The 14,293-nt window shown below is 74.4% G+C and carries 9 protein-coding genes; 5 read left to right on the top strand and 4 right to left on the bottom strand.

Annotated elements, in window-relative coordinates; all coding sequences use genetic code 11:
- The first annotated feature begins 29 nt into the window (after positions 1-29).
- Positions 30-1,259, top strand: coding sequence for an amidohydrolase (locus ACIO92_RS26010; RefSeq protein WP_402283149.1), 1,230 nt, complete (start codon positions 30-32; stop codon positions 1,257-1,259).
- A gap of 23 nt (positions 1,260-1,282) precedes the next feature.
- Here ACIO92_RS26010 and ACIO92_RS26005 read toward each other — a convergent pair whose 3' ends face one another.
- Together ACIO92_RS26005 and ACIO92_RS26000 are read right to left on the bottom strand one after the other, a co-directional pair.
- A complete protein-coding gene (locus tag ACIO92_RS26005) occupies positions 1,283-2,998 on the bottom strand; it encodes an acyl-CoA dehydrogenase family protein (protein WP_402283127.1) in 1,716 nt (571 codons plus the stop codon).
- 102 nt (positions 2,999-3,100) lie between these two features.
- Positions 3,101-3,670 carry a PadR family transcriptional regulator gene (locus ACIO92_RS26000; RefSeq protein ID WP_401239368.1) on the bottom strand — a complete coding sequence of 190 codons (570 nt, stop codon included), beginning with the start codon at positions 3,668-3,670 and terminating at the stop codon, positions 3,101-3,103.
- Between the two features lie 161 nt (positions 3,671-3,831).
- Between ACIO92_RS26000 and ACIO92_RS25995 the strand changes: the two genes are divergently transcribed.
- From ACIO92_RS25995 to katG, 3 genes are all read left to right on the top strand, one after another.
- On the top strand, positions 3,832-5,949 hold the full coding sequence (locus ACIO92_RS25995; protein WP_402283130.1) for a DUF4139 domain-containing protein: 2,118 nt from the start codon (positions 3,832-3,834) through the stop codon (positions 5,947-5,949).
- A 6-nt stretch (positions 5,950-5,955) separates the two neighbouring features.
- Positions 5,956-7,521, top strand: coding sequence for a mucoidy inhibitor MuiA family protein (locus tag ACIO92_RS25990; protein ID WP_401239362.1), 1,566 nt, complete (start codon positions 5,956-5,958; stop codon positions 7,519-7,521).
- 241 nt (positions 7,522-7,762) lie between these two features.
- Complete coding sequence (gene katG / locus ACIO92_RS25985; RefSeq protein ID WP_366443443.1) at positions 7,763-9,889, top strand: catalase/peroxidase HPI; 2,127 nt, start codon at positions 7,763-7,765, stop codon at positions 9,887-9,889.
- Positions 9,890-9,954: 65 nt separating this feature from the next.
- On the opposite strand, the gene ACIO92_RS25980 is transcribed toward katG, so the two are convergent.
- Together ACIO92_RS25980 and ACIO92_RS25975 are read right to left on the bottom strand one after the other, a co-directional pair.
- Positions 9,955-10,824, bottom strand: coding sequence for a DUF1684 domain-containing protein (locus ACIO92_RS25980; protein WP_402059286.1), 870 nt, complete (start codon positions 10,822-10,824; stop codon positions 9,955-9,957).
- Positions 10,825-11,260: 436 nt separating this feature from the next.
- Positions 11,261-12,361, bottom strand: a complete 1,101-nt coding sequence (locus ACIO92_RS25975) for a chitinase (protein WP_366443311.1) — start codon at positions 12,359-12,361, stop codon at positions 11,261-11,263.
- Between the two features lie 314 nt (positions 12,362-12,675).
- Between ACIO92_RS25975 and rox the strand changes: the two genes are divergently transcribed.
- Positions 12,676-14,112, top strand: coding sequence for a rifampin monooxygenase (rox, locus tag ACIO92_RS25970; RefSeq protein ID WP_402283133.1), 1,437 nt, complete (start codon positions 12,676-12,678; stop codon positions 14,110-14,112).
- Positions 14,113-14,293 lie beyond the last annotated feature (181 nt).

Here is a 14,293-nt window from a genome sequence, read left to right as displayed (position 1 = left end):
CACCCGGTCCCGCCGAAGCCGTCCGCGCGGTGCTCGCTCCCGCGCGGGAGGTGCTCCGCCCCGCCCTGCTGCTCTGTCTGGACGTCCACCGCACCCCTGAGCTGTCCGGCGAGGAGGGCCGTACGGCCGGGCTCTTCGCCGACCGGCTCGCCGCCCTGGGCCTCGATGTCACCCGGGGAGTCGGCGGCCACGGCGTGGTCGGGGTGCTGCGCAACGGCGCGGGCCCCCGCGTCTTCCTGCGGGCCGAACTGGACGCCCTGCCGCTGACGGAGCTGACCGGGCTGCCGTACGCGAGCGGGAACGGCGCCATGCACGCCTGCGGGCACGATCTGCACCTCGCCGCCGCCACCGGTGCGGCGGACCTCCTCGTCCGGGCCGCCGGACGCTGGCAGGGCACCCTGGTGGTGCTGGGCCAGCCCGCCGAGGAGACCTTGACGGGGGCCCGCGCGATGCTGACGGACGGGCTGTACGAGCGGTTCGGCAGGCCGGACGCGGTGCTGGCCCAGCACGCGGCGCCGCTGCCCGCGGGCACGGTGGCGCACGGCACCCCGTACGCGCCGGTGACCTCCGCGTGCACCGCGGTCGAGGTCGTGGTGCACGGGCGGGGCGGGCACGCGGGCACCCCGTACCTGACCGTGGACCCGGTGGTGACGGCGGCGGCGGTGATCACCCGGCTCCAGACGGTCGTCTCCCGCGAGTCCGCGCCGGACGAACGGGTCGTCGTCACCGTCGGCACCGTACGGGCGGGCACGGCGGTGAACGTGGTCCCGGACACGGCCGAACTGGGCATCGGCGTGCGGGCGGCCACGGACGGCGCCCTCGACCGGGCGGTCCTGGCGGTGGAGCGGATCGTGCGGGCCGAGTGCGCCGCCTCCGCGTGCCCCCGCGACCCCGAGGTCCGGCGGGTGTCGCGCGCCCCCGCGCTGTGGGGCGACCCGGCGGCGACGGCCTCGGTACGGGCGGCCCACACCGCCCTGTTCGGCGCGGCGGGGGTCGGCGTCTGGCCGCCGTCCCCGGCTTCGGAGGACTTCCCCCTCTACGGCGACGCGGGCGCCGCCCTGCACGGCGAGGAGGGCGTGCCGCTGGTCTACTGGATGACCGGCACGGCCGGGGCCGGGCAGTGGGCGGCGGCCGGGGGCCGCCTCCCGCCCAACCACTCGCCGCGCTTCGCGCCCGAGGTGCGCGCCGCCCTGCCGCCCGCGATCGACGCCCTGACGGTCGCGGCCCTGGACCGGCTGGCCCCGCCGCCCGGCGGCTGAGCGGCCGGACGGGGCGGGGGAGGTCAGTCCGTCATCTCGTACGCGTCGGACAGGGCCTCCACCGTCTTCCAGACGCGGCCCGAGCGGGCCTGGTCGACGACCGGGCGGCGCACCGCGCCCAGCGCCCACTCCTGCTGCTGCCCGGTGGCCGAGTCCTTGCCGTGCAGTTCGACGGCGTGCGCGGAGAAGTCCCGTACGAGCACCGCGAACAGTTCGTCGAGGACGTCCTCGTCCACCTCGGTGAGACCCGCCTGCTCCAGGACCAGCTGGCCGTGGACGACGAGCGCGAAGAGCCGGCCGACCGCGAGCAGCAGATCGAGGTCCCGGCTCTGCTCCTCGTCGGGGGCGGCGGTGGCGACGAACGCGCAGAGGGCGTCGGCCTGTTCGCGGAAGCGGACCACGTTGGGCAGGTGGGCGTGGGCGTCGAACGCGGGCCGCCAGTCGTGGAAGCGCACGGAACCCAGGCCGCGGGCCGGACCCTGCCGGAAGAGGAAGGCGTCGTCGGCCGGGTCGAGCCGGGTCGGGACGGGCTCGTACGCGACCGGGTCGAGGAGATGGCCGCGCAGGAACTTGAGGATCAGCGCCAGGTTGACGTGGACGGTGCCCTCCAGCTTCGGCAGGCCCCGGATCTCGACGGCCGCCTGCGCGAAGTAGTTGTCCTTCTCGAAGCCCTTGGCGGCGATGACGTCCCACAGGAGGTCGACGACCTTCTCGCCCTCGGTGGTCACCTTCATCTTGGTCATCGGGTTGAAGAGGAGGTAGCGGCGGTCGTCGGGGCCCGCCGAGCGGAAGTAGTCGACGGCCCGGTCGCTGAAGAGCTTCATGCCGACGAGCCGGACGTAGGCGTCGGTCAGTTCGCGCCGCACGTGCGGGAAGGCGGTGACGGGACGGCCGTAGAGGACCCGGTGGTGTGCGTGGGTGACGGCCTCGTACATCGCGTGCTCGCAGATGCCGATGGAGGCGGTGCACAGGTTGAACTTGCCGACGTTGACGGTGTTGAGGGCGGCGTCGAAGGCGGCGCGGCCGGTGTGCAGGACGTCCTCGGCGGCGACGGGGTAGTCCTCCAGGCGGAACTCGCTGACGAACTTCGACGAGTCGACGACGTTCTTGACGAGGTGGTAGGCCGGGTGGCGGCTGTCCGCGGCGAAGAAGACGTATCCCTCGGGGCCCTCGACGTCGGTGCGGCGGCCGAAGACGGAGACGAGCCCGGCGGCGTTGCCGTTGCCGATGTAGTACTTGGAGCCGGTGGCGCGGAACCCGCCGTCGCCGTCGGGGGTGAGGAGCATGTCGGTGGAGTAGATGTCGGCGCCGTGCGTCTTCTCGGACAGGCCGAAGGCGAACACCTCGCCCTGGTCGAGGAGTTCGGCGGCCCGGCGGCGGGCGGCGGTGTTGTCGCTCTGCCAGACCGGGCCCAGGCCGAGGACGGTGACCTGCCAGACGTACCAGTAGTCGAGGCCGTAGAAGCCGAGGATCTCGTTGAGGGCGGCGATCCGGGCGGTGTCCCAGCGCCGGTCCCCCTCGCCCTCCGAGGCGGGGGTCAGGAAGGTCGCGAAGAGGCCCTCGGCGGCGGCGAAGGCGAGGAAGTCGCCGAGCCAGGCGCGGGTGCGGTAGTCCTCGATCAGCTGTCGCTTGCCGCGCGCCTCGAACCAGTCGACGGTGGCGCGCAGCAGTCTGCGGGTCTCGGGGTCGAAGTGCGCGGGGTCGTAGGTGCGCGGGTTGAACAGCGGCGAGTCGGCCATGGTGTTCGTCTCTCGGTCCGGAGGGGCGGGACGGGTGGTGCGGGGCGGTGCGGGGTGCGGGGTCCGGGCAGCAGGGGCGGACGGGGACGGACGGGGGCGGTCTCAGTCCGGGGCGCCGAGCCGGTGGAGGGTGGCGAGGACGTCGTCGAGCCAGGCGAGCGTCATCCGTTCGTACGCGATGCCGCCGCGCAGCACGACGTGCTGGAGCTCCCGCCCGGGGTCGAGGGGGCCCCCGGCGGTGCCGGGCGCGCCGGGGCCCGTGAAGTCCCGTTCCTCTCCGGCGAGGTAGTGGGCGAGCCGGTCGGCGTGCGTCCGCCGGTGCCGTTCCACCTCGTGGACCAGGGCGGCGGGATCGTCGAAGGCCGCACCCCGGATCTTCACGGCGAGGTCGTGCCGGAGGCTCTCGGGTTCGACGGGGTCGCGCAGCCAGCCGGTCAGGGCGGCGCGTCCCGGGGCGGCGACGGAGTACTCCTTCTTGTCCGGACGGCCCTGCTGGGGCACGTCCCTGACATCCACCCAGCCGTCGCCCTCCATGCGTTTGAGCACGCGGTAGATCTGCTGGTGGCTGGCCGTCCAGAAGTAGCCGATGGAGCGCTCGAAGCGTCGGGCCAGTTCATAGCCGGACCCGGGCTTCTCCAGCAGGGACACCAGAATCGCGTGTTCGATCGCCACACCCCCATCCTTCTATGCAACTCGTTGCATAGACAAGGGAGCGCGCCGGGGTGAGACGCGGCTCACCCGCCGCGCGGGAGGGGCACGGGGGGACCGGGGGCGGCTCCCGTAGGCTTCGCCCCGAAGACAGCGGTCGGGCGGAGCCGGGTGGGGGCGGGGCGATGACAACCGGTACGGAACGGACGACGGACGCGACGGGACGGTGGGCCTCGGCCCTGGACTCGGTCGTGGTGTACGCGCGGGGAGCGCTCTGCCGCAGGCTGGCCCGGGGCGTCGTGCCGCCGGACGGCCGGGTACGGGTGACGGGCCTGCCCCGCACCCTCGACCACGGCTCGCTGCGGGCCCGGGTCCTGGGCTCCCCCGGCTCCCGGGTGACCGAGGCGCGGGTGGAGATCGGGGCGGAGCCCCGCGCCACCGTCCCCGACGGGCGGGACGCGCTGCGGCGCGAGGTCGAGCGGCTGCGGGACGAGGCGGAGGCCGCGCGGGGCCGCCGGGACCGGCAGCGGTCGCTGGTCGCGGAGGTCGGCGCCCTGCGCCCGGTGGCGCCGCCCCGCAGGCGCGACGAGCCCCAGCACCGCCGCGCCCCGGTCGACGCCTGGCTGGAGCTGGCCGACTTCGTCGACGGGCGGCTGACCGCTCTCCACACCCGGCTGACCGCTCTCGACGAGGAACTGCTGCGCGTCGAGCACGCGCTGGAGCTCGCCGCGGACCGGCTGGACCGCGCCTCCACCGACGCGCCGTCCCGGCACGTGGACACCACCGTCCAGGCGCTCCTCACCGTCGCCGGGGCGGGTGCGGAGCAGGTGGAGATCGAGGTGGAGTACGGGGTGCCGGGTGCCGTCTGGGTGCCCGCGTACCGGCTGTCCCACCGTCAGGGCGAGGACACCGGCCGTCTGGTGCTGCGCGCCTCCGTCGCCCAGCGCACCGGCGAGGACTGGACCGGGGTGCGCGTCGCCCTGGCCACCGCCGACCTCCGGCGCCGCACCGATCTCCCGAAGCTCCGCTCGATCAGGATCGGACGGCGCCAGGAGGCCCCCGCCCCGTCCGGCTGGCGCGAGCCGCCCACGGGGCTGGAGGACCTGTTCACCGGGTACGACGCGGCGGGCCCCCGGCCCGGGACGTTCGGCCGGGCGGGAAGCGCCGTTCCCCGCGACGCCGGTGGCGCGCCCGCCCCGCTCACCGGGCTTCCGGTCCCGGGCGGTCCCGGCTCCGCCCCCGAGGCCTTCGACGGCCAGGGGTACGGTGGCCAGGGCTACGGCGGTGACACCTGGGCCGCCGAGCGGCACACCCCGGCACCGGCCCGTACGCGCTCCCGGAGCGCCGCCCCGGGGGGCGCGGCCTTCGGCGCGGCACCCGCCGCGTTCGCCGCCCCGCCACCGGCCCCTTCGGCTCCCGGCGCCCCCGCGCCCGGCGCGCCGCCGCCGTCACCGCCGCCGGTGCCCGGACCGCCGCGCCCCGACGCCGCCGAGCTCGACTACACGGCCCTCGTCCTGAGCGGTCCCGACGGGCCCGGTCACCATCGGGGGCGGCTGTTCCCGGACACGTCGTCCGACGCGGTGGCGACCGAGTACCGGCGCCGCGCCGAGGCGGTGGCCGCCCTGCCGCTGCCCGCGCACTCCGTGCTCCCCCGCGAGTCGGCCGGCTCCTTCGACCAGCGCTTCGACGCCGCCGCCCGCGCGGACATCCCCTCGGACGGCACCTGGCACACCGTCACCGTCATGAAAATCGCGGTCGGTCTGCGCACCGAGCACCTCACCGTGCCCTCCGTGGAACCGGTCGTGTACGCGACCCTGGTGCTCTCCAACGCCTCCGACCGGGCGCTCCTCGCGGGCCCGGTCGAGGTCACCGTCGACGGGGAGTTCCTGCGGACCGCGGCCCTGCCGACGCTCGCGCCGGGCGGCACGAGCCGGATGGGGCTGGGCCCGGCGGAGGGCGTGCGGGTCTCCCGGAACGCGCACCTGCGCGAGTCCACCTCGGGTCTGCGCAACCAGACCGCCGTACTGGACCACCGCGTCCGGGTGGAACTCGCCAACGGGCTCGCGCGGCCCGTGACCGTCGAGGTCCGCGAACGGGTGCCGGTCTCCTTGGACCCGGACGTCCGGATCGAGGAGCACGCCGACTGGGCGGCCCCCGGGGACGACGGTCCTGAGCGGCACGCGCCCGGCACCCGCCTCTGGCGGGTCGAGCTGCCCGCCGGGGGCACCACGGCCCTCGACGGCCGATACGAGATCCGCATCCCGGCCGGCAAAGCCCTGGTCGGCGGCAACCGCAGGAGCTGAGACACCATGTCCACGGACGTCGAGACCGTCGCCGCCCCCGTCACCGCCGTCACCTGTCTGGAGGACCGCGCGCACGTCGAACGCGAGGCCGTCGTCGAGCTGGAGCCGGGTGTCCACCGGCTGCGCCTGGGCCCGGTCGCCGCACTCGCCGTCGACCGCACCCTGCACGCCGAGCCGTTCTCCGGACCCCCGGCGAGCGTGCTCGACGCCCGGATCGTCCGTACCTGGGCACCGCGCGGCCCCCGCCCGCCGGGCGAGGACGACTCCGCGCTGCGCCGTCGCGAGCACGCCCTGGAGGAGGAGCGGACCGGTCTCGAACAGACCCGGGACCGGCTGCGCACCCGGCTGGACCTGCTGGGCGGGCTCGCCGCCGATCTGCTGCGGGAGATCGGCGAGGGCGTCGGGCACGGGGAGGACGAGGGTCCCCGCTGGGCCCGGGAACTCGACCGGGTGGACGCCGGGCGCGAGGAGCACGGCGAGCGGCTGCGTGGCGTGGACGCCCGGCTGACGGCCGTCGCCGCCGAACTGGCCGAGGTCCTGGAGGGCCGGGCGCTCGCCGAGGAGGAGCCCGCCGAACTGCTCGGGCACGTCGAGCTGACCGTGGAGGTCGCCTCGGCGGGGCCGGTCGGACTGCGGCTGGGCCACCTCGTCCCGTGCGCGCTGTGGCGTCCCGCCTACCGCGCCGTCCTGGACGGGGACTCCGTGGCCCTGGAGACGGACGCCGTGGTGTGGCAGCGGACCGGCGAGGACTGGTCCGGGGTACGGCTGACGCTGTCCACGGCCCGGTCGGCGACGGCCGCCGAACCGCCCCTGCTCGACGAGGACCGGCTCGTCCTCAAGGACCGCACGGCGGCCGAGCGCCGCACGGTCGACGTGGAGCTGCGCGAGGAGGAGATCGGTTCGCTGGGTCCGGCCGCCGCGGTGGTCGGCCTTCCCGGGGTGGACGACGGCGGCGAGGTCCGTGTCCTGCACGCCCCCGCGCCGGTGTCGGTGCGCTCGGACGGGCGGGCCCACCGGGTGCCGCTGTCGTCCTTCAGCACCCCCGTGAGCAGCGAGTACGCCTGTGCGCCCGAGCTGTCTCCGCTGGTCACCCGGGTGGTGCGGGGCGACAACCGGTCCGGTCACGCGCTGCTCGCCGGTCCGGTGGACCTGGTCAGGGGCGGCGGTTTCGTGGGCCGGGGAACGCTGGAGTTCACCGCGCCCGGCGCGCCGCTGGAGCTGGCTTTCGGCGGGGACGACGACCACCGGGTGGTCCGTACGACGGAGGAGGGCCGGGACACCAGCGGGCTCACCCAGCGGACGGTGGTCACCCGCACGGTCCGGCTGCACCTGTCCCGGTTCTCCGCTCCCGGGGAGAGCGGGGAGCGGACGGTGGTGGTGCGCGAGCGCGTTCCGGTGTCCGAGGTGTCGGCGGTGGAGGTGCGGCTGCGCGAGGAGGCGTGTTCGCCGGTGCCCGACGCGGTGGACGGCGAGGGTGTCGTCCGCTGGGACGTCGCTCTCGCGCCGGGTGCCCGCCGGACGGTCACGCTGGTGTACGAGCTGTCGGCGAGTTCCCGGGTCGCCGGGCTCTGACCCGTACCCGGTCCGTCCCGTGCCAGGGGCGGACCGGTCCCGGTGGTGGCGTCCCGCGTGTTCACCGCGCCGCGCGGCCCGCCGTGCGCGACCATACGGACGCGTCGCGCGCACGGCACCGGAAGTGGGGGGAGGTCGGGGTGCGCGGCCGGTATTCGGAGACACCGCGACAGGAAGGACGGACGTGTCCGAGAGCGAGAACCCCGCGATCCCCTCCCCCACCCCGACCGGCACCCCGCCGATGAGCAACCGGGACTGGTGGCCGAACCAGCTGGATCTGCAGGTGCTGCACCAGCACGCGCGGCGGTCCGGTCCGATGGACGAGGACTTCGACTACGCGCAGGAGTTCGCGGGCCTGGACGTCGAGGCGCTGAAGCGTGACGTCTTCGAGGTGATGACGGCGTCGCAGGACTGGTGGCCCGCCGACTACGGCCACTACGGTCCGTTGTTCATCCGGATGAGCTGGCACTCGGCGGGGACGTACCGCGTCGAGGACGGCCGGGGCGGCGGCGGTTCCGGCGCCCAGCGCTTCGCCCCGCTCAACAGCTGGCCGGACAACGCCAGCCTCGACAAGGCCCGGCGGCTGCTGTGGCCGGTGAAGCAGAAGTACGGCCGGAAGATCTCCTGGGCGGACCTGCTGGTCTTCGCGGGGAACTGCGCCCTGGAGTCGATGGGCTTCGAGACCCTCGGGTTCAGCTTCGGCCGGGAGGACGTCTGGGAGCCGCAGGAGGTCTTCTGGGGTCCCGAGGACACCTGGCTCGGTGACGAGCGCTACCGCGGCGACCGTGAGCTGACCGGGCCGCTCGGCGCCGTGCAGATGGGCCTGATCTACGTCAACCCGGAGGGGCCCAACGGCGATCCGGACCCCCTCGCCGCGGCCCGGGACATCCGCGAGACGTTCCGGCGGATGGCGATGGACGACGAGGAGACGGCCGCGCTGATCATCGGCGGGCACACGTTCGGCAAGTGTCACGGCGCCGTCGACCCCTCGTGCGTCGGCCCCGAGCCGGAGGCCGCGCCCCTGGAGCAGCAGGGCCTGGGCTGGCGGAACACCTGTGGCAGGGGGGTCGGCGCCGACGCCCTCACCAGCGGTCTCGAAGGTGCCTGGACCACCGCGCCGACCACCTGGGACAACGGCTATCTGGACCATCTGTTCGGCTACGAGTGGGAGCTGACGACGAGTCCGGCCGGGGCCCGTCAGTGGAAGCCGACGGACCCGGCGGCGGGCGACACGGTCCCGGACGCGCACGACCCGTCGAAGCGGCACGCCCCCATGATGCTGACGACGGACCTCTCGATGAAGCTGGACCCGGTCTACGCCCCGATCGCCCGGTCCTTCCACGAGGACCCGGAGCGGCTCGCGGAGGTCTTCGGCCGCGCCTGGTACAAGCTGCTGCACCGTGACATGGGGCCGGTCTCGCGCTGTCTCGGTCCCTGGGTTCCCGAGCCGCAGCCGTGGCAGGACCCGGTCCCCGACGTGGATCACCCGCTGGTCGAGGAGGTCGACGTCACCGCCCTGAAGGGCGAGATCCTCGCCTCGGGCCTGGCCCTGTCCCAGTTGGTCACCACCGCCTGGGCGGCCGCGGCGAGCTTCCGCGGCACCGACAAGCGGGGCGGGGCCAACGGGGCCCGTATCCGGCTCGCGCCGCAGAAGGACTGGGAGGTCAACGCCCGGCCCGAGGTGGCGCGGACGGTGGAGACCCTCGACCGCGTCCGGCGGGAGTTCGCCGGGGGCCGCTCCGACGGCGTGCGGATCTCGCTGGCGGACCTGATCGTCCTCGGCGGCTGCGCGGCGGTCGAGCAGGCCGCGCGGAACGCCGGGCACGAGGTCGCCGTGCCGTTCGCGCCGGGCCGTACGGACGCGGCGCAGGAGCAGACCGACGTCGAGTCGTTCGCCGTGCTCGAACCCCGGGCTGACGGCTTCCGCAACTACCTCGGGGCGGGCGAGAAGCTGTCGCCGGAGACCCTGCTCCTCGACCGTGCGAACCTGCTGACGCTCACCGCGCCCGAGATGACGGTGCTGGTCGGCGGGATGCGCGCCCTCGACACCGGTTTCGCGGGCTCCCGGCACGGTGTGTTCACCGACCGGCCGGAGTCGCTGACGACGGACTTCTTCGTGAACCTGCTGGACATGGGCACGGAGTGGAAGCCGTCGGTCATGGACGAGAACGTGTACGAGGGCCGCGACCGGGCCACCGGCGAGGTCCGGTGGACGGCGACCGCCGCCGATCTCGTCTTCGGCTCGCACGCGCAGCTCCGGGCGCTGTCCGAGGTCTACGCCTCCCGGGACGCGGGCGGGAAGTTCGTGCGGGACTTCGTGTCGGCATGGGACAAGGTCATGAACCTGGACCGGTTCGACCTCCGCTGAGACGGCCGGCCCCGCCGCCCGGCCTGACGGGCCGGGCGGTGGGGCCGGTTGACGGGGCCGGTCGGTCAGGTGGTGACGGGTCCGCGTTCCCGGGGGATCTTCTCGCCCGCCTCGACGGCGACCGGGAGGCGGTTCTCCGTCGGGGGCAGCGGGCAGGTCGCGTAGTCGGTGTACGCGCAGGGCAGGTTGCCCGCGCGGTTGAAGTCGAGGAGCACGGTGCCGTCGGGTGCCGGGGCGCCGACCCGCAGGCTGCGGTTGGCGGCGTAGGTGGTGACGCCCGAGGTGCGGTCGGTGAAGAGGACGGTGAAGCCGCCGGGCGTGTAGCCGTTGAAGGCGGTCAGGCTCAGGTCCTGTCCGTCGAGCCGGAAGTCGATCCGGCCGGGCGCGTCGTACACGTGCCGCAGGCCCTCGACGCTGGCGCCGACGGTGGTGGGCCGGGGCTCGTCGAAGGGCACGTAGCGGCCGGTGACCGCCCAGCGCGGGTGGGGCGCGTAGGCGGGTGTTCCCGTGAAGGCGACCCGCAGGGGGTGGCCGGGGTGGCGGGGCCGGACGACGTCGTGGCCGCCGCGCCGGGCGACCTCGATGACGATGTCCCCCCAGACGGCGTCGACGCCGCCGCGCTCGGGGATGTCCCCGAAGGCGTACCGGCCCTTGACGGTGGTCCCGTCGACGACGAGTTCCTCGTCGTCGGCGAGTTCGACGACGACTCCCCCGGGTCCGGTGGTCCAGGTTCCGGGGGCGTCGGGGATGCTCTGCGGTTCGTCGGTGAGCCAGTGCAGGCCGGTGATGGCGAGGAAGCCGTGCGCGGCGGAGAGCCGGGCCTCCTTTTCGCGGTGCCATGCCTCCCATTCCTCGACGAAGTCCTCGGGGACGCCGTCGGCGGTGCCGGGGCGGGTGGGTGTGGTGCGGGAGTCGGGGTCGTTGCCGAGGCTCATGGGTCCTCCAGGTGGGACGGGCGCGGGCGGGGTTCGCTGCACCGGGAGGCGCTCGTGCCGACGGCGACGGGCCCGGAAGGGGCGCGTCGGAGGACGGCGTCGAGGGGTGACGGGGGCGCGGTGGTCGCGCGTGCGACGGCCGGCTGCCGGGACGAGGGCCTCGGTGTCAGCCGGAACAGGACGTGGTCGTGACGCGCACGTAGTCCACGTGTCGGCGCGTCACGAGCAGGGTCATGGGGCCAGCAAAGCACAACACCCGTGCCCCGGGCCAGTGATCGTCGGATCTCGATCACCGGTCCGGGGCGGGGGCCGTGGTGTCGCGGCCGTGGCCGAGGGCCAGGGCCCGGGTGCGTGGCGGGTGGGTGTGGCAGGGGTGGCAGGGGACGCGTGGTCGTGCGTGTGGTGGTCGGGTGTCCCCCGATCAGTGCCCCGGGGGTCAGCGGCCCTGGAGCGCCTTCACGTTGTCGCCGAAGGTCCAGCCCTTGGAGCCGTCCCAGTTGGCGGACCAGGTCATCAGGCCCTTGAGGGCGCCGTTGTAGCGGTTCCAGGCCTGGGAGACCAGGGAGGGCGACATGTAGCCGCCGCCCGCGCCGGGCTGGGCGGGCAGGCCGGGGACCTGCTTGTCGTACGGGACGCGGATGGTGGTGCCCTGGATGACCAGGCCCCGGTTGAGGCAGTCGGTCTGGGCGGCGAACCCGGCGACGGTCCCGGCGGAGTAGGAGTCGCCGGAACAGCCGTACATGCTGCCGTTGTAGTACTGCATGTTGAGCCACCACAGGCGTCCGTTGTCGGCGTACTTCTTGATGATCGGGAGGTACGCGCCCCAGATCGAGCCGTAGACGACGCTGCCGCCGGTGACGTAGGCCGTCTCGGGCGCCATGGTCAGTCCGAAGCCCGCGGGCATCCGGGCGAGGACGCCGTCGATGATGTGGATCAGGTTGGCCTGGGAGGTGGAGAGGGTGTTGATGTTGCCGCTGCCGACGAGCCCGGTCTCGATGTCGATGTCGATGCCGTCGAAGTTGTAGGTCTGGAGGATCGGCACGACGGTGGCGATGAACTTGTCCGCGACGGCGCGGGAGCTGAGGTCGATGCCCGCGGCGGCGCCGCCGATCGACAGGAGCAGGGTCGCGCCCGCCGCCTTCGCGCGGCACATCTCGGCCGGGGTGGAGACCCGGACGGTGTTGTCCATGCCGTCCTGCCAGAGCACCGTGCCGTCCGAACGGATCACGGGGAAAGCGGCGTTGATGACGTTGTACCCGTGGGCGGCGAAGCGGGGGTCGTCGATGGGGGCCCAGCCGAAGGGCGGGTGGACGCCGTTGGCGGAGCCGTCCCAGTTCTCCCAGTAGCCCTGGAGCACCTTCCCGGTGGGGCGGGACTTGAGGGCGCAGGTGTCTCCGGGGGCGGCGGCGGCCGCGGTGCCGGGGGCGGCGGCCCGCCCCGGGGTGGTGGCCTGGGCGGTGGGGGCGGCGAGGGCGGCGGCGGCGAGCAGGGTGGCGATTCCCGCTCCGAGGGCGCGGGCGATCCGTGGGCGTGGCATGCGTGCTCCTGGGGACGTCGTGGGGGATGGTCCTGGGCATGGCGCGCGTTCGACCAGACCGTAGGTTGGTCCAGACCTTTCGTCAACCACCCCGGTGACCCCCGCTCCCGACGGCACACGGCGGGCGGGAAACAACTGGGGCGAGGAGTCCAAGGACTCCTCGCCACTCTCAAGATATAGCGCACGGGGGGCCTTGCCGCAAGGCCCCGGTCATGGTCCACAATCTCCGGGCGAAGCCGTGGACGGCGCAATTCGACGACACACGGAAAACCCGCCCCCACGGAACACCGGAAATATCGAACGGGGCTTTTCTCATGATCGACGTGATCATCGCCGGGGCCGGTCCGACCGGCCTGATGCTCGCCGGAGAACTGCGACTGCACGGCGTGGACGTGCTGGTTCTCGACAAGGAGACGGAGCCGACCCTCCAGTCGAGGGCGCAGGGGCTGCATGTGCGCAGCATCGAGGTGATGGAACAGCGCGGGCTGCTCGGGCGCTTTCTCGCGGAGGGCCGGGAAATCCGGGCCGGTGGTTTCTTCGCGGGTCTCAGCACTTCCTGGCCCGAGCATCTCGACACCGCGCATTCCTATGTCCTGGCCATTCCGCAGACCGTCACCGAGCGGCTGCTCGCCGAGCACGCCGTGGAGACGGGCGCGGAGATCCGGCGCGGCCACGAACTGGTCGGACTGGAGCAGGACGCCGAGGGGGTGACCGTGGAACTGGCGGACGGCACCCGGCTGCGCGCCCGTCATCTGGTCGGCTGCGACGGCGGTCGCAGCACGGTGCGCGCTCTCCTCGGCGTCGGCTTCCCCGGCGAGCCCTCACGGGTCGAGACGCTGCTGGGCGAGATGGCGCTGGACGTCTCCCCGGAGGAACTGGCCGCCGTGACGGCCGAGGTCCGCAGGACCCAGCTGCGGTTCGGCGCGATGCCGCTGGGCGACGGCCTGTACCGGGTCGTCGTGCCCGCCGAGGGCGTGGCCGAGGATCGCACGGCCACCCCCGGGATCGACGAGTTCCGGACCCAGTTGCGGAAGTTCGCGGGCACCGATCTCGGCGCGCACGCACCGCGCTGGCTCTCCCGCTTCGGCGACGCCACCCGGCTCGCCGAGCGCTACCGGACCGGCCGGGTGTTCCTCGCGGGCGACGCGGCGCACATCCATCCGCCGACCGGCGGACAGGGGCTCAACCTCGGGGTCCAGGACGCCTTCAACCTGGGCTGGAAGCTGGCCGCCGAGGTTGCGGGCTGGGCCCCCGAGGGGCTGCTGGACAGCTACCACGCGGAGCGGCACCCGGTCGCCTCCGACGTCCTCGACAACACCCGGGCGCAGATCCAGCTGATGTCGACGGAGCCCGGTCCGCGGGCCGTGCGCCGACTGCTCGCCGAGCTGGTGCGGTTCGAGGAGGTGGACCGGTATCTGATCGAGAAGATCACCGCCATCGCGGTCCGTTACGACTTCGGCGGGGGCCATGAACTGCTCGGCGGGCGCCTGCGGGACCTGCGGCTGAGAAGCGGCCACCTGTACGGGCTGACGCACGCCGGGCGGGGCCTGCTCCTGGACCGGACCGGGCTGCTGTCCGTCGCGGGCTGGGAGGACCGTGTCGACCACGTCGTGGACGATCTCGGCGAGGGCGAGGAACTGGACGCGCGGGCGGTGCTGCTGCGCCCGGACGGGCATGTGGCGTGGGTCGGCGAGGACCAGCGGGACCTCGCCGGGCACCTGCCGAGGTGGTTCGGCGCGGCGAGGCGTTGACGCCCGGCGGCCCACGGGACCGTCCTTCCCCCCCTCTCGGGGGAGTACGCCGGGGGGGGCCGGGGCCGCGGGGGCGGGCCCCGCCCCCCGGGGGGGGGGGGGGGCCCCCCCCGGGGGGGGGGGGCGGCCCGGCCCCCCCGGGCGGGCGCGCGCCGGGCGGACTGGGACGTGGCGGCCGTGG

Origin of the sequence: Streptomyces sp. NPDC087215, from assembly GCF_044744885.1 — a bacterium.
GTDB lineage: Bacteria > Actinomycetota > Actinomycetes > Streptomycetales > Streptomycetaceae > Streptomyces.
This window is presented reverse-complemented; position numbering and strand designations above follow the sequence as displayed.